The organism is Sphingomonas sp. Leaf5 (assembly GCF_001421155.1).
In the GTDB taxonomy this organism is placed as follows: Bacteria; Pseudomonadota; Alphaproteobacteria; order Sphingomonadales; family Sphingomonadaceae; genus Sphingomonas.
Genome location: NZ_LMJZ01000020.1, coordinates 95,297 through 112,640, shown reverse-complemented (window position 1 = coordinate 112,640; position 17,344 = coordinate 95,297). Strand labels below are relative to the sequence as shown.

The window sequence follows — 17,344 nt, the reverse complement described above, 5'->3', positions numbered from 1 at the left end:
CAGCGGGAGACGGATGTTGGACTTTTCGCTTAGCGAGCGCGAAACCCATTGGCGCGACCGTGTGACCGCGTTTCTGGCCGAGCATGTCGCCCCTGCCGACCATGACTATAACGCGGAAGTGGCGAGCGGCGATCGCTGGGCACCGGTGGCGATGCTGGAACCGCTGAAGGAACGGGCGCGGGCGGCGGGGCTGTGGAACCTCTTCATGCCGCCGCATTCGGGCGCGCCGATGGTCGATGAGGGTTTCGCGTTCGAGGGTACGCAATTGTCCAACCTCGAATATGCGATGTGTGCCGAGGCGATGGGGCGGTGGCACTGGGCGAGCGAGGTGTTCAACTGTTCGGCTCCCGACACTGGCAATATGGAGGTGCTGCATCGCTACGGCACGCGCGAGCAGAAAGAGGCATGGCTGCGGCCGTTGATGGAGGGCACGATCCGGTCGGCGTTCCTGATGACCGAACCGGCAGTGGCGTCGTCGGATGCGACCAATATCGAAACGCGGATCGTCCGTGATGGCGACGACTATGTGATCGACGGGCGCAAATGGTGGTCGTCGGGCACGGGCGATCCGCGTTGCAAGGTCGCGATCGTGATGGGCAAGACCGACCCGGACGCGCCGCGCCACCAGCAGCAGAGCATGATCCTGGTGCCGATGGATGCCCCCGGCGTGCGGATCGAGCGGATGCTGCCGGTCTATGGCTATGACCATGCCCCGCATGGGCATGGCGAGGTGGTGCTGGACCAGGTGCGGGTACCGGCGAGCAACCTGTTGCTGGGCGAGGCACGCGGGTTCGAGATCGCGCAGGGCCGGCTTGGGCCGGGGCGTATCCATCACTGCATGCGCACCATTGGCGTTGCGGAGATGGCGCTGGAGGCGATGGCGAAGCGGCTGCAATCGCGCGTCGCGTTCGGCAAGAGGATCGCCGATCATTCGATCTGGGAACAGCGGGTCGCGCGGGCGCGGATCGATATCGAGATGACGCGGCTGCTGTGCCTGAAGGCCGCCGACATGATGGATCGCGCCGGGAACAAGGCGGCACAGGGCGAGATCGCGATGATCAAGGTGCAGGCGCCGACCATGGCGCTGGCGATCCTCGACGATGCGATCCAGGCGCATGGTGGCGGCGGCGTGTCGGAGGACTTTCCGCTGGCGGCGGCATGGGCCGGGGTGCGGACGCTGCGCTTTGCCGACGGGCCGGACGAGGTCCACAACCGCGCGATCGCCCGCGCCGAGTTCGCGAGGGTGTCCGGTGGGCGGTGACGTCGACCTCGATCTCGACCGGTTGACGCCGTGGCTGGCGGCGACGGTCGGGGACGGGCCGGTCGCGGTGACGCGCTATCCGGGCGGGCAAAGCAATCCGACCTATCGCGTCGACCTGCCCGCCGGGTCCTATGTGCTGCGGCGCAAGCCGTTCGGGGTGTTGTTGCCCAGCGCCCATGCGGTCGAGCGCGAGTATCGGTTGATTGCGGCGCTGCATCCGGCCGGCTATCCGGTGCCGCGGCCATTGGCGCTGTGCGAGGATGCAGGCGTGATCGGCGCGCCCTTCTATCTGATGGAGCGGGTCGCGGGGCGGACGATCTGGAACGGCGCGATGCCCGACCTGTCGCCCGACGAACGCCGCGCGCAGTACGAGGCGATGGTCGATGCGCTGGCCGCGCTGCACGCGATCGATCCGGTGGCGGTCGGCCTTGGCGATTATGGCAAGCCGGGCAATTATTTCGAGCGGCAGGTGGCGCGCTGGACCCGGCAATATCGCGCGAGCCAGACCGACGATCTGGCGGATGTCGAGCGGCTGATCGACTGGCTGCCGCGCACGGTGCCGGCGCAGGAACGGGTGGCGATCGTCCATGGCGACTACCGGATCGACAATCTGATCTTTGCCGAAGACGGCGCGCGCGTCGCGGCGGTGCTCGACTGGGAGCTGTCGACGCTGGGCGATCCGCTGGCCGATTTCACCTATCTGCTGATGAACTGGATGACGCCGCCCGACGGCCGGTCGGGCATCGCGGGATTGAGCGGCGGCGACAGCGGGATTCCGACGATGGAGGAGGTCGTGGCGCGCTATTGTCGGGCGACCGGGCGGGACGGGGTGCCGGGGCTCGACTGGTATTTTGCCTATAACCTCTTTCGCCTGACCGGGATCGTGCAGGGGATCAAGCAGCGGGTGCGCGACGGCAATGCGTCGAGCGCGCAGGCGGCGCGCATGGCCGAACGGGTACCCGAACTGGCCGCGGCGGCGTGGCGGTTTGCGCAACAGGCGGGGGCATGATGCGGTTTGCGGGCAAGTCAGTGCTGGTCACCGGGGCCGGATCGGGGATCGGGCGGGCTTGTGCGCTGGCCTTTGCCCGCGAAGGGGCGGGGGTGGTCTGTGGCGACCGGACCGATGCCGGAACGACGGCAGCGTTGATCGAAGCGGCGGGCGGTCGGGTGGTGGCCTGTACGATGGACGCAGGCGCGGACGAGGATGTCGCCGGTGCGGTCGCGTTGGCGGTCGAACGCTTCGGCGGGATCGATATCGTCCATGCCAATGCCGGCATTTCGGGCGGGCTGGCCAGTCTGTTCGAACAATCCGCCGACGATTGGGCGGAAATATTGCGGGTCAACCTGATCGGGCCGTTCCTCGCGATCCGACACGCGGCACCGGTGATGGCGGCAGCGGGCGGCGGGGCGATCGTGTGTACCGCCAGCGTCGCCGGGCTGCGATCGGGCGCGGGTGGCGCGGCCTATTCGGCGTCGAAGGCGGGCGTCATCAATCTGGTCCAGACCGCCGCGCAGCAATTGTCGGGATCGGGCGTGCGGGTGAACGCGGTATGTCCGGGCCTGATCGAGACGGGCATGACGGCAATGGTCTATGACCATGCCCGCCAGTCGGGAAAGGAAGGGCGGATCGGTCGGCTGAACCCGCTGCGGCGCGGCGGCGAGGCCGAGGAGGTCGCCAACGTCGTCCTGTTCCTCGCGTCGCCCGAGGCCAGCTATGTCAACGGACAGGCATGGGCGGTCGATGGCGGACTGTCGTCGAGCCACCCGTTCACGCGGCAGGACTATGGGCGTACCGCCGTGTAAGTCCCCGGAACGAATAGCCTCGCCCGCGCTTGTCGATGCGAAGACGAGGAGTTCCTGCACATGACCGACCTGCTGAAACCGCCGGTGCGCTACACCGCCGCACTCGAAGAACGCCAAGCGGACGAAGCGGAGACGGTCGCCGACATGGAGCAGGCGTTCGACACGATCCTGACGACAACCTCGGCGGATTACGGCAAAGCGGTGCGCGCGGTCCATGCCAAGTCGCATGGCATCCTGAAGGCCGAACTGAGCGTGCATGACGATCTGCCGCCCGAACTGGCCCAGGGGCTCTTCGCGAAGCCCGGCGTCTATCCGGTGTGGATGCGGTTTTCGACTAATCCCGGTGATATCCTCGACGACGCCATCGGCTTACCGCGCGGGCTGGCGTGGAAGGTGATGGAGGTCGAGGGCGAACGTCTGGCCGGAGCCGGCGGGCGGACGCAGGATTTCGTGATGGTCAACGCGCCCGCCTTTGCCGCGCCGACACCCGCGAAGTTCGCCAGCAACCTGAAGCTGCTCGCCAAGACCACCGACAAGGCGGAATGGGCGAAGAAGGCGCTGTCCTATGTCTTGCGCGGGGCCGAGGCGGCGTTGGAGGCAGTCGGGACCGAGAGCACGTTGTTGAAGACGATGGGCGGATCGAAGAACGTCCATCCGCTGGGTGAGACCTATTACTCCGCCACGCCGTTCCGCCACGGTTCCTATGTCGCCAAATATCAGGTGGTGCCGGTGTCGCCCGATCTGACCGCGCTGACCGACGTCGTGGTCGATACCAGCGGGCGTCCGAATGCGATCCGCGAAGAGTTGCAGGCGTCGGCAGCAAAGGTGCGCGGCCAATGGGAAGTGCGGGTGCAGTTGCTGCGCGATCCCGAAACGCAGCCGATCGAGGATGCGGCGACGCCATGGCCGGAGGATGTCAGCCCGTATCTGACCGTCGCGACGTTGCGCTGCGAGCCGCAGGATAGCTGGTCGGCGTACAAGGTTTCCGAGGTCGATGAGGGGCTACGGTTCAGCGTATGGACCGGGCTGGCCGCACACCAACCGCTGGGTGGGGTGAACCGGGTGCGCAAGCCGGTCTATGACCATTCGGCGCAGTATCGCGAGCGGTTCAACGGGTGTCCGTTGCACGAGCCGGGGTGAGGGTTTCGGGGCCAACGATACCCCCGCCTTCGCACGGGAATGCCGGGGAAGGTGGACGACACCTATCCCCGCACCCGAACCAGCCCTTCCTGCGCCACGCTCGCCACCAGTCGCCCGTCGCGGGCAAAGATGCGGCCACGGTTGAAGCCGCGGGCATGGCCCGCCCATGGGCTGTCGGTGGCGTATAGTAGCCAGTCGTCGGCACGGAACGGTTCGTGCAGCCATAGGGCGTGGTCGAGGCTGGCGGTCTGGACCCGATCCATCATCCAGTGAATGCCGTGCGGCAACATACAGGTGCCGAGCAGCATCATGTCGCTGGCATAGGCAAGGATCGCGCGGTGAAGCGTTGCGTCGTCGCCGAGCGGCGCGACCGCACGGAACCAGCCATGCTGGATCGGTGCGCGCGGCGTTGCGTCGGTCAGGTGATCGGCCTCGACCGGGCGGATCTCGATCGGGCGGGCGCGCAGGAACAGGCGGTGGAACTTGTCGGGGATATGGTCCTGCATCGCCAGCCGCAGTTCGCGATCGGAGCGTAACGCCTCGGGCGGGGGAACGTCGGGCATCGCGTCCTGATGCGTCATGCCGTCCTCGGGCAGTTGGAATGACGCCGCCATGTTCAGGATCGCCTGTCCGCGCTGCATCGCGATCACGCGGGCATTGGCGAAGCTGCGTCCGGCGAAGTCGCGGACGACACGGTAGAGGATTGGATGCTCCTCATCGCCCGGCCGCAGGAAATAGGCATGGAGCGAATGCGCGATCTTCGTCCCGCCGATCGAGCGTTGCGCCGCTTGCAAGGCCTGCCCGATCACCTGTCCACCGAACACCCGGCCGACGCCGCCCGGATTGCGGCTCCCACGATACAGGTCGGTATCGATCTCTTCGATATCGAGCAGCGCGACCAGTCCCGCGACCAGATCGGCGGGCGTCGGCTCCATCAATATCCTCCGATCCGGGCGATGCGGTCGCTGTGATAGCCGATATCGCCGAACATCTCGCTCAGGACGCGGGCGCGCTTCATAAAGAAGCCGATATCGGCATCGTCTGTCATGCCGATGCCGCCATGCATCTGCACCGCTTCCTGCACCGCCAGCGTCGACGCCATGCCGGCCATCGCCTTTGCGACCGAAACGGCGGTGTCGGCGTCCGCCGCCCCTTCGTCGAGGAGTTGCTGCGCCTTCAGCACGGCGGCGCGGGCGATCTCCAGTTCGGAATAGAGGTGCGCGGCGCGGTGTTGCAGCGCCTGAAAACTGCCGATGGTCTGGCCGAACTGCTTGCGCTGGCGCAAATAGTCGAGCGTCCGCGTCGCTGCGCCGTCGCCGACGCCCAGCGATTCCGCCGCCGCCCCGGTCCGCGCGGCGGCAAGCAGGCGGTCGAGTGCGCCGCGACCATCGTCGACCGCGCCGACAACCGCATCGCCATCGACCTCGACATGGTCGAAGGTCAGCCGGGCGGCGATGCTGCTGTCGGTCAGGCGGCGTGGATCGGCGGACAGGCCGGGAGTATCGGCGGGGAGGGCGAACAGCGTCAGTCCGTCTGCATCGCGATCACCGCCTGCGGTACGGGCGATGACGAGGATCAGGTCAGCGACATGGCCGTGGACGACGAACTGCTTGGTGCCGACCAAACGAAAGCCGTTGCCCGATCGCTCGGCGCGCATCGCAACGGCATCGCCGTGCTTCGCGCGTTCGTCGATCGCCAGCGCGGCAACGGTTTCGCCCGCGGCGATGCGCGGCAGCCAGCGTTCGCCGGCGGTCGTCCCCGACAACGCGGCGACGGCGGCGACCGAGGTGGTGAGGAAGGGTGAGGGTGACAGGTTGCGGCCGATCTCTTCCAGCACGATGCCGGCCTCGACATGACCAAGGCCTAGGCCGCCCGCGCTTTCGGGCGCCATCATGCCGGTAAAGCCCATCTCGGCAAACTTCGCCCACAGGCCGCGATCGAAGCCGGTCGGGTCGTCGGCGTCGCGCAGCGCCCGCAACTGCGCGACCGGTGCGGCTTCACACAGAAACTCGCGCGCGGTGTCGGCCAGCATCGTCTGATCGTCGTTCAGAAACAGGGGCATGGATGGTGTTCCTGACAGTTATTGCAGCGGCAGGTCGAGGATGCGGCGCGCGATGATGTTGAGCTGGATTTCGGACGTGCCGCCCTCGATCGAGTTCGCCTTGGTCCGCAGCCATGCGCGCGCCGCCGCACCATGATCGCTGTCGGCACTTTCCCATTCGAGCGCGTCCGATCCGCCCGATGCCATCAGCAGTTCGTGGCGGGTCTTGTTCAACTCGGTCCCGACATATTTCATCATGCTCGGCTGTGCGGGATGCGCGCGACCGGCCTTCAGTTCGTCGCGGAAGCGTTCCGACATCGCGGTAAAGGCGCGAGCCCGGACGTCGAAGGTCGCGATGGCGGATCGCAGCATCGGGTCGGCCAAACGGCCGGCATCGTCGGTGCCGATCGTCTCGATCGCCTTTGCGATCAATGGGCCGTTGCCGGTGCCGCCCATCCCCGAAATCATCTCCCGCTCATGGCCGAGCAGATATTTGGCCACGTCCCAGCCCTTGTTCAGGTCGCCGACCAGATTGGCCTTCGGCACGCGGACATCGTCGAAAAAGGTTTCGCAGAAGGGCGAGTTGCCCGAAATCAGCTTGATCGGACGGGTGGTGATGCCGGGCGATGCCATGTCGAACAGCAGGAAACTGATCCCGCCCTGCTTGGTCGAACGGTCGGTGCGGACGAGGCAGAAGATCCAGTCGGCCTTGTCGGCATAGCTGGTCCACACCTTTTGCCCGTTGACGATGAAGTCGTCGCCGTCGGCAACCGCGCTGGTTTGCAGCCCGGCGAGGTCGGAACCGGCGCCGGGTTCGCTATAGCCCTGACACCAGCGGATTTCCCCACGCGCGATCTTCGGGAGATGCGTCTGCTTCTGTTCCTCGGTCCCGTATTTCAGCAGGGCGGGGCCAAGCATCGAAATACCGAAGGAATAGAGCGGATTGCGTGCGCCTATTGCCGCCATTTCTTCGCGCAATATCTTCGCTTCCGCCGGCGACAGGCCGCCGCCGCCATAGGCGGTCGGCCAGTCGGGTACCGTCCAGCCGCGCTCCGCCATCCGGTCCAGCCACAGCTTCTGATCGGGATTGGCATAGGTTGGATTGCGACCGCCCCACGTCACGTCCTTGTCGGAACGGACCGGTTCGCGCATCGATGGCGGACAATTCGCCGCCAGCCATGCGCGGGTGTCGGCGCGGAACGCGGCCAGGTCGGTCACTTGTTGAACCGCCCGCCGGTCTCTGCCTTTTCGCGCAGCAGCGGCGCGACGTCGAAGCCGTGCTTTTCGAGGCCCGCGACGATCTTCTTGGCGCCTTCGATATCGGCCCAGAACATCGGCCCGCCGCGATAGGGCGGCCAGCCATAGCCATAGATCCAGACGACATCGATATCGGACGCGCGCTGTGCCTTGCCTTCCGACAGGATTTTCGCGCCTTCGTTGACGATCGGATAAAGGGTCCGTTCGACGATCTCCTCGTCGGTGATCTCGCGCTGCGGGGTATTGGTCTTGGTACGGAAGTCGTCGATGATCTCGGCGACGCGGGCGCTGTTCGATGCCTGCCGCTTGTCGTCGTAATCGTAGAAGCCCGCGCCCTTTTTCTGACCCCAGCGACCCTCGGCGGCGAGCGCATCGCGGATATTCTCGATCCGGCTGGGGTCGCGGTGCCAGCCGATATCGACGCCGGCCAGGTCGGCCATCTGGAACGGCCCCATCGGCATGCCGAATTCGACATGGACGCGGTCGACCTGTTCGGGGGTCGCACCTTCCATCAGCAGCTTCATCGCCTCGACCTGACGCGGTTCGAGCATCCGGTTGCCGATGAAACCGTGGCAGACGCCAGCCACCACCGCGACCTTGCGGATCTTCTTCGACAGCGCCATCGCGGTGGCCAGCACATCGTCGGCGGTCGCGTCACCGCGCACGATTTCCAGCAGCTTCATGATGTTGGCGGGCGAGAAAAAGTGCAGGCCGAGCACGTCCTGCGGCCGCTTGGTCGCAGCGGCGATGACGTTGACGTCGAGATAGCTGGTGTTCGACGCGAGGATCGCGCCGGGTTTACAAATGGCGTCGAGCTTGCCGAAAATGTCCTGCTTGACCGACATTTCCTCATACACCGCCTCGATCACCAGATCGACTTCGGCAAGGTCGTCCATCGACAGCGTGGGGGTCAGCAGGCCCATTGCCTGCTCGACCTGTTCGGGCTTCATCCGGCCCTTGGCGGCGGTCGCCTCGTAATTCTTGCGGATGATGCCGACGCCGCGGTCGAGCGCGTCCTGCTGCATCTCGACGATGGTTACGGGCACGCCCACCGACAGGAAGTTCATGGCAATGCCGCCGCCCATCGTCCCCGCGCCGATCACGCCGACGCGCTGGATCGGGCGCAGCGCGATGTCGTCGGCGATGCCGTCGATCTTCGATGCCTTGCGCTCGGCGAAGAAGATGTGCCGCTGTGCGGCTGACTGGACGGAGAACATCAGCTTCATGAATTGCTGCCGCTCGAACTCGATCCCCTCGGCAAAGGGGGTTTCGCTGGCCTTGACCACGCAGGCGATGTTGGCGGCGGGGGCTTCGTAGCCGCGGAAGCGGCGGGCGTTCGCCTTTTCGAAAGCGGCGACGGCTTGCGGGTCGGGCGATGCCGACTTTTTGGATGTGCGGGGCAGGGGGCGGAGGTCGGCGACCTCGCGGGCGAAGGCGATGGCTTCCTCCAGCAGATTGCCTTCGGTGGCGAGGCGGTCGACGATGCCGGCGTCTTTCGCCTTGCTGGCCGGGATAGGATCGCCCTTAGCGACCAGTTCGAGCGCGACCGCGACACCGGCGAGGCGCGGCAGGCGTTGCGTGCCGCCGGCACCGGGGAGCAGGCCGAGCTTCACCTCGGGCGTGCCGAGCTTCGCGCTGGGGACGGCGATGCGGTAATGGCTGCCGATCGCGACCTCGCAGCCGCCACCGAGCGCCGTGCCATGGATCGCGGCGACGACCGGCTTGTCCGACGCCTCGATCATGTCGACCAGTTGCGGCAGCAGCGGTTCGACCGGCGGCTTGGTGAATTCGGTAATGTCGGCCCCGGCGAAAAAGGTCTTTCCGGCGCAGGCGATGACGATCGCGCGGACCGAGTCGTCGGCCGCAGCTTCTTCGATCGCCGCCTTCAGCCCCAGCCGAACCGAGGCCGACAGCGCGTTGACCGGCGGGTTGTCGGACATCGCCACCAGGATGTCGCCATGACGTTCGGTGTGTACGGACATGTTCGGCCCTTCTCCAGCTTCTGCCATACCGGTATTTCTAAACCGGCGAGCGTTCGGCGCATTCTATTGCCTTTGCCGGAACAGTAATCAATAACAACCTGTATGAAAGCGACCGATCGGGCAAACCCGATATTCTAGGGTCGGCGAACGGGAGCGGTGTCTTGCAGGCAGGCGAAGCGACGATTTCCATCGGGGCGGATTGGCCGCGCCTATCGATGGCGCAGGTACAGGCGGCGCTGACCGCCCCCGGCGCACCGTTCGAAATGGCGACCGAGACGATCCGGGGTATTCCGACGCGCATCTGGAAGAATGCGCCGGCGAACCTTGCGCAACTGGTCGCTTTTTCCCGCAGTCATGGCGATCGGCTGGCGACGATCCACGAGGATCAGCGCGTCACGTTCGATGCGCAGTTTCGTGCCATCGCGACGTTGGCGAGGCATTTGCAGGACAGTGGGATCGGCAAGGGCGACCGGGTCGCGCTGGCGATGCGAAACATGCCCGAATGGCCCGTCGCCTTTTTTGCGATCGTGGCGATCGGTGCGATCTGTGTGCCGCTGAACGCATGGTGGACGCCGCAGGAACTCGCGTTCGGCGTACGCGATTCGGGGGCCAAGATGCTGATCGTCGATCGGCAGCGGCACGACCGGATGGATGGCGACTATGCGGCGCTGCCGACGCTGGAAACAGTGATCGTGGCGCGGGCGCGGGCGCCGCTCTCGGCACCGGCGCGGGCGCTGGAGGACATCATCGGCAGTTGCGCGGACTATGCGTCGTTGCCCGAGGTCGCTTTGCCCGAGGTGGCGATCGCGCCCGATGATGACGCGACGATCTTCTACACCAGCGGGACGACCGGCAAGCCCAAGGGCGCGCTGGGCACGCACCGCAACCTCGTCACCAATGTCTTTTCGAGCGCCTATATCGCCGCGCGGGCGCAGTTGCGCCGGGGCGAGGTGCCGCCGGCGGTGCCACAACCCAAGGTCGGGTTGCTGGTCATCCCGTTCTTCCACGTGACGGCGTGCAGTGCGTCGCTGATGGGGGCAATGGCGAGCGGAACGACGCTGGTGCTGATGCGCAAATGGGACCCCGCGCAGGCGCTGGCGTTGATCGAGCGGGAGCGGGTGCAGATGACGGGCGGCGTGCCGACGATCGCATGGCAGCTGCTGGAACATCCCGACCGCGCGCAATATGACCTCTCGTCGCTGGAGATCATCCAATATGGCGGCGCGCCGTCCGCGCCCGATCTGGTGCGGCGGATCTACGAGGTGTTCGGGGCGATGCCCGGCAATGGCTGGGGCATGACCGAGACGATGGCGACGGTCACGCAGCACAGCGCCGAGGATTATCTGAACCGGCCGACCAGCTGCGGCCCGCCGGTGCCGGTCGCCGATCTGAAGATCATGGGCTCCGACGGCAGCGGCGAATTGCCGGTGGGCGAGGTCGGCGAACTGTGGGCACGCGGTCCGATGATCGTGAAGGGCTACTGGAACTGCCCTGAGGCGACGGCGGAGACGTTCGTCGACGGATGGGTCCGGACCGGCGATCTGGCGCGGCTGGACGAGGAAGGGTTCTGCTTCATCGTCGACCGCGCCAAGGACATCATCATTCGCGGCGGCGAGAACATCTATTCGATCGAGGTCGAGGACGTGTTGTACGCGCACCCGGCGGTGACCGATGCGGCGCTCGTCGGGATGCCCGACCGGGTGCTGGGCGAAGTGCCGGTCGCGGTCGTCCATCTATGTCCGGGCGGTGTGGCGGGCGAGGAGGAGTTACGGGCGTTCGTCCGTGCCCGGCTGGCGGCGTTCAAGGTGCCGGTCGCTGTGCGGTTCTCCGACACGGTGCTGCCACGCAATGCCAATGGGAAGATCATGAAGGACGAATTGCGGGCAATGTTCGCAGGGAGTTAGCGGCAAAGGTCACGAAGGTCACACTTGCGGGGTTTTCGGTGTGGTTGTTGCGAGTGGGTTGCAACTTGCGTTTCGTGTGCCGTTACCCCGGACTTGATCCGGGGTCCCGCTTTTATGGCCAGCCATGAGAAGAAGCGGGGCCCCGGGGCAAGCCCGGGGTGACGGGTGGGGTAGGTGTTGGGCACTCAACAAACGCCGAGCCTGCCGCGAGATAGCTGTGTAGGAAAGCCGTTTCGCGCCGCTCTTCGCAAACGCGGCAAAAAATGCTACGCGCCGCGCCATGCTCAATCTGAACGGTATCACGGTGCGCCTTGGCGGGCGGACGATCCTCGACAATGCCAGCGCGGCGCTGCCGCCGGGTAGCCGCGTCGGGCTGATCGGCCGCAACGGTGCCGGCAAGTCGACGCTCGTGCGCGTGATCGCCGGGCAGCTGGAACCCGATAACGGCACCGCCGAAATGCCGCGCGGATCGCGGCTTGGCTATGTCGCGCAGGAAGCACCCGCCGGACAGGCGACGCCGTTCGAGACGGTGCTGGAGGCCGATGTCGAGCGCGCGCGGCTGATGCACGATGCCGAGACGGTGACCGATCCCGACCGGCTGGGCGACATTCACGAACGGTTGCTGGCGATCGACGCCTATGGCGCACCGGCGCGGGCGGCGCGCATCCTTGTCGGCCTCGGCTTCGACGAAGAGATGCAGCAGCGACCGCTGGAAAGTTATTCAGGCGGCTGGCGGATGCGCGTCGCGCTTGCGGCGTTGTTGTTCAGCCAGCCCGACGTGCTGCTGCTCGACGAGCCGTCGAACCACCTCGACCTCGAAGCGGTGATGTGGCTGGAGGATTTCCTGAAAGGATATCGGGCGACGATCGTCGTCGTCAGCCACGAACGCGATTTCCTGAACAATGTCGTCGACCATATCCTGCACCTGCATCAGGGCAAGATCACGCTGTATCCGGGCGGCTATGACGCGTTCGAGAAGCAGCGTGCCGAACGGTTGGCCCAGATCGAATCGGCCCGTGCGAACCAAGCGACGCAGCGCGCCAAGCTCCAGGAATATGTGGCAAAGAATTCCGCCCGTGCTTCCACCGCGAAGCAGGCGCAGTCGCGGATGAAGATCCTGGCGAAGATGAAGCCGATCGCGGCGGTGGCCGAAGATCCGTCGCTGACCTTCGATTTTCCGGCCCCCGACGAACTGCGCCCACCGCTGATCACGCTCGACATGGCGAGCGTCGGCTATAGCGACACGCCGATCCTCAAGCGGTTGAATTTGCGGATCGACCCCGAGGACCGGATCGCGCTGCTCGGGCGCAACGGCAACGGTAAGACGACGCTGGCGCGGCTGCTGGCGGCGCAGCTGGCCCCGATGGACGGCGACATGAACGCCGCCGGCAAGATGAAGGTCGGCTACTTCACCCAGTATCAGGTCGAGGAACTGAGCACCGACGACACGCCGCTGGAACACATGACGCGCCAGATGAAGGGTGCTTCGCCTGCCGCGGTGCGGGCGCAACTCGGGCGGTTCGGCTTTTCGGGCGACAAGGCGATCACGCTGGTCGGCAAGCTGTCGGGCGGCGAGCGCGCGCGGCTGGCACTGGCGCTGATTACCCGCGATGCGCCGCACATGCTGATCCTCGACGAACCGACCAACCACCTCGACGTCGATGCGCGCGAGGCGCTGGTGCAGGCGCTCAACGCCTATACCGGCTGCGTGCTGCTGGTCAGCCACGACCGGCATATGCTGGAGGCGACCGCCGACCGGCTGGTGCTGGTCGATGAAGGGACCGCGAAGGAATTCGACGGGACGATCGACGATTACATCGCGCTGATCCTCGGCAATTCGGCGAAGGAAAAGGCGAAGAAGGCCAACAAGAAGGACGACCGCAAGGCCGCCGCCGAAGCGCGCGAAAAGGCGCAGGTGCTCAAGAAGGATGCGCAGGCGATCGAACGCGATCTGGCGCGGTTGACCGAGCAGCGCGACGCGCTGGACGCGGCGATGGCGGGGAAGGCTACCCCGGCGCTGGCGAAGCTGACCATGGCGCAGTTGATGAAGCGCCGCGCGAGCCTCGATACCGAGATCGAGGTGGCGGAGATGAAGTGGATGGAGGCGAACGAGGCGTTGGAGGCTTTGGCGGCTTAGAGGGTTTGTGCCCTTCGAATTGGGTGGGAAAGAAGTCAGGCTATGGAGTATGTCACAGACGACACACCATTGGACCGGCTTTACCTTCGCGCCTTAGCGATCCGCTATGAAGGTCATCGTGGGTTGTGGATGCCGATCATGTGGCATTTGGCGCTACGCGGTTACCCGGGGGCCATGATCGAATTGGCCGATTGGTTTTCATATTACGCTAGTTTCGAAGGCATGGGTACCGCAGCCGACGCCTTCAGCGCAGTCGGCCTTTATCGCCGCGCTTACGTCAAGGGTGACACGCGCGCAGCGCAGAATCTCGCGGTCAGTTACTTCAACCGAGGCGATCTGAACGGATACCGAACTTGGCTTCGGCGGGCTGTGAGAGCAGGAGACACGGAAGCAAAAGCGCAACTCCGGTATTTTGAACTTCGACTTCCGCATCGTCAGGCTCGAAAAATTGGTCGACTACGACCGATGCAGAAGCGCGACGACGTTATCTGACCAGTACGCGTCACTCTGTGAGTGCTACCGGTATGACAGGCGACACCGCCGCCACCACCCGCTAAGACAGCCGTAATGTCCGACTCCCTCCTCGCCCTCGACATCCCCGAACAGCCGCAGTCCGCGCAGCCGTACCGCGTGCTCGCGCGGAAATATCGGCCGCAGACGTTCAGCCAGTTGATCGGGCAGGATGCGATGGTCACGACGCTGGGCAACGCGATCAAGCGCGGGCGGCTGGCGCATGCGTTTCTGCTGACCGGCGTGCGCGGGGTCGGCAAGACGTCGACCGCGCGGCTGATCGCCAAGGCGCTGAACTGCATCGGGCCGGATGGTCAGGGCGGCCCGACCATCGATCCGTGCGGGGTGTGCGAGCCGTGCCGGGCGATCGCCGAGGGGCGGCATATCGACGTGATCGAGATCGACGCCGCATCGAACAACGGCGTCGACAGCGTGCGCGAGATGACCGAGGCGGTGCGCTATGCGGCGGTGTCGGCGCGCTTCAAGATCTACATCATCGACGAAGTGCACATGATGTCGACGCCGGCGTTCAACGCGTTGCTGAAGACGCTGGAAGAGCCGCCCGCGCACGTCAAATTCCTGTTGGCGACGACCGAGGTGCATAAGGTGCCGGTGACGGTGCTGTCGCGCTGCCAGCGCTTCGACTTGCGGCGGATTCCGGCCGACCTGCTGGCCGGGCATTTCGCGAAGGTCGTCGAGGCGGAGGGCGTCGAGGCCGAGCCGGAAGCGCTGCAACTGATCGCTCGCGCGGCAGAAGGGTCGGCGCGCGACGGGCTGTCGATCCTCGATCAGGCGATCGCGCATGGCGGGTTGGAGGGTGAAGGCGTACGTGCCGATGCCGTGCGGCAGATGCTGGGCCTGTCCGATCGCGGGGCGATCCGGGGGCTGTTCGACTTGTTGCTGAAGGCCGATGCGGCGGGGGCGCTACGGGCGCTGCGCGCGCAATATGATCTGGGCGTCGATCCGGCGTCGGTGCTGCGAACGTTACTCGAAACCGTCCATGCGGTGACGATCGTCAAGGTCGGTGGCGATCGCGGGCCGGGCCAGTCCGCCGAGGAACGCGCCGCGTTCGATGCGTGGAGCGCACTGTCGTTTCCAATGCTGCACCGGTTGTGGCAGTTGTTGTTGAAGGGCCACGAGGAAGTGTCGCGCGCGGCACTGCCGATCGAGGCGTGCGAGATGGCGTTGCTGCGCATCGTCCATGCATCGTCGCTGCCCGATCCCGGGACGCTGGCGAAGCAGTTGGCGGCGGGGCAGGTGCCGGCGATGGCGCCCGCTACCGCTGCGCCGGTTGCACCGGCCGTTGCAGAGGTCGCGGTCGATCCGGTGCCCGAAACGATGGAGCAGGTCGCGAACCTGTTGTCGAAACATGGGCGGCACTCACTGGAGGCGCAGTTCCGCAATTGCGCGCGGATGATCCGGCTGGAGCCGAACCTGATCGAACTGAGCGGATCGCGGCCCTTGCCCGCCGATTTCGCTCGCGATCTGGAGAATGCGCTCAAAGGGATCACCGGCAGCCATTGGCGCGTTCTGATCGGTGAGGGGGCGGGCGCGCCAACGCTTCGCGAACAGGAAACGGCCAAGGCGGAATCGGAACGCGAACAGGTCCTCAAATCGCCGCTGGTACAGGCGGCACTGGCGGCGTTTCCGGACGCCACCCTCGATCATTGGCAACGCAGCGACGGGAGTATCGCGCGATGAAGAATCTGGACGACATCATGGCCATGGCGCAGAACGTGCAGAGCGAGCTGACCAAGGCACAGGCGAACCTCGATACGATCGAGGTAGACGGACAATCGGGCGGCGGGCTGGTCAAGGTTCGCGCGTCGGCGAAGGGGCGCATCCTGGGCGTCGATATCGATGACTCGCTGTTGCAGCCGTCGGAAAAGCAGATGCTCGAAGACCTGATCGTCGCCGCGTTCAACGATGCGCGGGCAAAGGCGGATGCGGCGAGTTCGACCGAGATGTCGAAGCTGACCAGCGGCCTGCCGCTGCCGCCGGGGTTCAAGCTGCCGTTCTGATCGATCGGAACGCTACTGGAACAAGCGGTTGGCCCGGTGGTTTTCGAGCGATCGAATTTGTAGGGAGGATGACCATGCAACCCGATCGTATCGAAACCACCACCAACGGTGCGCCGCACACGACGATCATCGAACGGCGCGGATCGGGCGGCGGGCTGTTGATCGGTCTTGCCGTGCTGATCGCGGTGATCGTCGGTGCCTATTTCCTGCTGAACAACGCCAACAACGACAATGTCCGGACCGATGCCGTTGCAGGTGCGGCAAAGAGCGTGGGGTCGGCGGCGGACAAGGCCGGGGACGCGGTCGAACGGGCGACGAAGTAATACGCTGTGTCCTCTTCGTCACCCAGGACTTGATCCAGTATCCCGCTTCTATTCTCCGTTACGAGGAGCGGGCCCCGGATCAATTCCGGGGCGACAACCCTAACGACTTTATTCAGTTGAGACAGCGGTCCAGCCGTTCGCGGCGGACGATGCCGATGCGGCGTTCGATCGTGCGGGCGTAGCGGCCGGTGAAACCGGTCGGCGCGATGCCGGCGCGCTTTTTGGGCAGGGGCAGCACGGCGGCGATCTGTGCGGCTTCGCGACCCGAGAGTTTCGCTGCGCCGTGCTTGAAGTAACGCTGTGCGCCAGCCTCGATGCCGTAGGTGCCGATCCCGGTTTCGGCGACGTTGAGATAGACTTCCATGATCCGCCGCTTGCCCCACAGCGCCTCGATCAGCACGGTGAAATAGGCTTCCATCGCTTTGCGGAAATAGCCGCCGCCCTGCCAGAGGAACACGTTCTTGGCGGTCTGCTGGCTGATCGTCGAGCCACCACGAATGCGGCCGCCCTGCGCGTTGCGGCGGGCGGCGTTGGCGATGGCGGCATAATCGAACCCGTTATGGCCGCAGAAGCGACTGTCTTCGGCGGCGATCACCGCGCGGGGCATGTCGGCGTCGATGCTCGACAGGCTGCGCCATGATTTGGTGACGCCGTGTCCGGTCGGTACGTCACCGAGCATGGTCAGCGTGATCGGCGGCGGGACGAAGCGTAGCAGCAGCACCCACAGCACCGACAGCAGGATGAAGCCGAGCAGGGCCTTGATCGTCCAGCCGATCAGGCGTCGGCCTACGCCGCGGGGGGCTGTCGCAGGTTTGGGGCGGGAGCGTTGGGTGGTGCGGGCGGCCATAGTGGCTCGCTACGATGGTGTGGCGTGTTTGGGCAAGGGGATCGCCCGTCTTCTGTTGTTGAAGGGGGCGTTCTGCCGGTGCGGGGTGATCTTACGCTTGGCGGGGGAGGGGGGGCGT

Annotated in this window: 15 protein-coding genes; 10 read left to right on the top strand and 5 right to left on the bottom strand. The window is 65.7% G+C overall.

Annotated elements, in window-relative coordinates; translation table 11 throughout:
• Nucleotides 1-16 precede the first annotated feature (16 nt).
• From ASE50_RS13015 to ASE50_RS13000, 4 genes are read left to right on the top strand one after another with little or no spacing between them, the layout of a single operon-like run.
• Nucleotides 17-1,261, top strand: coding sequence for an acyl-CoA dehydrogenase family protein (locus tag ASE50_RS13015; protein WP_056401443.1), 1,245 nt, complete (start codon nucleotides 17-19; stop codon nucleotides 1,259-1,261).
• Nucleotides 1,251-2,270 (top strand): phosphotransferase family protein, encoded by a 1,020-nt coding sequence (locus ASE50_RS13010; RefSeq protein WP_056401118.1) that lies wholly within the window; start codon nucleotides 1,251-1,253, stop codon nucleotides 2,268-2,270. Before ASE50_RS13015 ends, ASE50_RS13010 begins: the two co-directional genes overlap by 11 nt.
• On the top strand, nucleotides 2,267-3,064 hold the full coding sequence (locus ASE50_RS13005) for an SDR family NAD(P)-dependent oxidoreductase (protein ID WP_056401114.1): 798 nt from the start codon (nucleotides 2,267-2,269) through the stop codon (nucleotides 3,062-3,064). The genes ASE50_RS13010 and ASE50_RS13005 overlap by 4 nt, the downstream gene beginning before the upstream one ends.
• Before the next feature lie 60 nt (nucleotides 3,065-3,124).
• Nucleotides 3,125-4,204 (top strand): catalase family protein, encoded by a 1,080-nt coding sequence (locus ASE50_RS13000; RefSeq protein WP_056401111.1) that lies wholly within the window; start codon nucleotides 3,125-3,127, stop codon nucleotides 4,202-4,204.
• Between the two features lie 62 nt (nucleotides 4,205-4,266).
• Here the strand turns inward: ASE50_RS13000 and ASE50_RS12995 are convergent, their stop codons facing one another.
• From ASE50_RS12995 to ASE50_RS12980, 4 genes are read right to left on the bottom strand one after another with little or no spacing between them, the layout of a single operon-like run.
• The gene (locus tag ASE50_RS12995; protein ID WP_200909545.1) at nucleotides 4,267-5,139 is read right to left on the bottom strand and encodes an acyl-CoA thioesterase; all 873 of its coding nucleotides are present in this window, start codon (nucleotides 5,137-5,139) and stop codon (nucleotides 4,267-4,269) included.
• Nucleotides 5,139-6,266, bottom strand: coding sequence for an acyl-CoA dehydrogenase family protein (locus tag ASE50_RS12990; protein ID WP_056401106.1), 1,128 nt, complete (start codon nucleotides 6,264-6,266; stop codon nucleotides 5,139-5,141). The genes ASE50_RS12995 and ASE50_RS12990 overlap by 1 nt, the downstream gene beginning before the upstream one ends.
• 18 nt (nucleotides 6,267-6,284) lie before the next feature.
• A complete protein-coding gene (locus ASE50_RS12985) occupies nucleotides 6,285-7,463 on the bottom strand; it encodes an acyl-CoA dehydrogenase family protein (protein ID WP_056401103.1) in 1,179 nt (392 codons plus the stop codon).
• Nucleotides 7,460-9,484 (bottom strand): 3-hydroxyacyl-CoA dehydrogenase NAD-binding domain-containing protein, encoded by a 2,025-nt coding sequence (locus tag ASE50_RS12980; RefSeq protein WP_156347460.1) that lies wholly within the window; start codon nucleotides 9,482-9,484, stop codon nucleotides 7,460-7,462. Before ASE50_RS12980 ends, ASE50_RS12985 begins: the two co-directional genes overlap by 4 nt.
• Before the next feature lie 215 nt (nucleotides 9,485-9,699).
• On the opposite strand from ASE50_RS12980, the gene ASE50_RS12975 reads away from it, so the two are divergent.
• The 6 genes from ASE50_RS12975 (at nucleotide 9,700) to ASE50_RS12955 (ending at nucleotide 16,379) form a co-directional block, all read left to right on the top strand.
• Nucleotides 9,700-11,388 carry a class I adenylate-forming enzyme family protein gene (locus tag ASE50_RS12975; protein ID WP_056401438.1) on the top strand — a complete coding sequence of 563 codons (1,689 nt, stop codon included), beginning with the start codon at nucleotides 9,700-9,702 and terminating at the stop codon, nucleotides 11,386-11,388.
• A gap of 280 nt (nucleotides 11,389-11,668) precedes the next feature.
• Nucleotides 11,669-13,525 (top strand): ABC-F family ATP-binding cassette domain-containing protein, encoded by a 1,857-nt coding sequence (locus ASE50_RS12970; protein ID WP_056401099.1) that lies wholly within the window; start codon nucleotides 11,669-11,671, stop codon nucleotides 13,523-13,525.
• A 42-nt stretch (nucleotides 13,526-13,567) separates the two neighbouring features.
• Complete coding sequence (locus tag ASE50_RS18815; RefSeq protein WP_156347459.1) at nucleotides 13,568-14,017, top strand: hypothetical protein; 450 nt, start codon at nucleotides 13,568-13,570, stop codon at nucleotides 14,015-14,017.
• A 75-nt stretch (nucleotides 14,018-14,092) separates the two neighbouring features.
• The gene (locus tag ASE50_RS12965; RefSeq protein ID WP_056401095.1) at nucleotides 14,093-15,736 is read left to right on the top strand and encodes a DNA polymerase III subunit gamma/tau; all 1,644 of its coding nucleotides are present in this window, start codon (nucleotides 14,093-14,095) and stop codon (nucleotides 15,734-15,736) included.
• Complete coding sequence (locus tag ASE50_RS12960) at nucleotides 15,733-16,056, top strand: YbaB/EbfC family nucleoid-associated protein (RefSeq protein WP_056401092.1); 324 nt, start codon at nucleotides 15,733-15,735, stop codon at nucleotides 16,054-16,056. Before ASE50_RS12965 ends, ASE50_RS12960 begins: the two co-directional genes overlap by 4 nt.
• Nucleotides 16,057-16,130: 74 nt before the next feature.
• Nucleotides 16,131-16,379 (top strand): lipase chaperone, encoded by a 249-nt coding sequence (locus ASE50_RS12955; protein ID WP_056401435.1) that lies wholly within the window; start codon nucleotides 16,131-16,133, stop codon nucleotides 16,377-16,379.
• Between the two features lie 112 nt (nucleotides 16,380-16,491).
• Here ASE50_RS12955 and mtgA read toward each other — a convergent pair whose 3' ends face one another.
• Complete coding sequence (gene mtgA / locus ASE50_RS12950; protein ID WP_082439009.1) at nucleotides 16,492-17,226, bottom strand: monofunctional biosynthetic peptidoglycan transglycosylase; 735 nt, start codon at nucleotides 17,224-17,226, stop codon at nucleotides 16,492-16,494.
• Nucleotides 17,227-17,344 lie beyond the last annotated feature (118 nt).

Coding starts and splice junctions, on each gene's coding strand:
- ASE50_RS12970 (WP_056401099.1), top strand. CDS start 11,669: ATGCTCAATCTGAACGGTATCACGGTGCGCCTTGGCGGGCGGACGATC.
- ASE50_RS13000 (WP_056401111.1), top strand. CDS start 3,125: ATGACCGACCTGCTGAAACCGCCGGTGCGCTACACCGCCGCACTCGAA.
- ASE50_RS12995 (WP_200909545.1), bottom strand. CDS start 5,139: ATGGAGCCGACGCCCGCCGATCTGGTCGCGGGACTGGTCGCGCTGCTC.
- ASE50_RS12990 (WP_056401106.1), bottom strand. CDS start 6,266: ATGCCCCTGTTTCTGAACGACGATCAGACGATGCTGGCCGACACCGCG.
- mtgA (WP_082439009.1), bottom strand. CDS start 17,226: ATGGCCGCCCGCACCACCCAACGCTCCCGCCCCAAACCTGCGACAGCC.
- ASE50_RS12965 (WP_056401095.1), top strand. CDS start 14,093: ATGTCCGACTCCCTCCTCGCCCTCGACATCCCCGAACAGCCGCAGTCC.
- ASE50_RS13005 (WP_056401114.1), top strand. CDS start 2,267: ATGATGCGGTTTGCGGGCAAGTCAGTGCTGGTCACCGGGGCCGGATCG.
- ASE50_RS18815 (WP_156347459.1), top strand. CDS start 13,568: ATGGAGTATGTCACAGACGACACACCATTGGACCGGCTTTACCTTCGC.
- ASE50_RS12960 (WP_056401092.1), top strand. CDS start 15,733: ATGAAGAATCTGGACGACATCATGGCCATGGCGCAGAACGTGCAGAGC.
- ASE50_RS12980 (WP_156347460.1), bottom strand. CDS start 9,484: ATGTCCGTACACACCGAACGTCATGGCGACATCCTGGTGGCGATGTCC.
- ASE50_RS12975 (WP_056401438.1), top strand. CDS start 9,700: ATGGCGCAGGTACAGGCGGCGCTGACCGCCCCCGGCGCACCGTTCGAA.
- ASE50_RS12955 (WP_056401435.1), top strand. CDS start 16,131: ATGCAACCCGATCGTATCGAAACCACCACCAACGGTGCGCCGCACACG.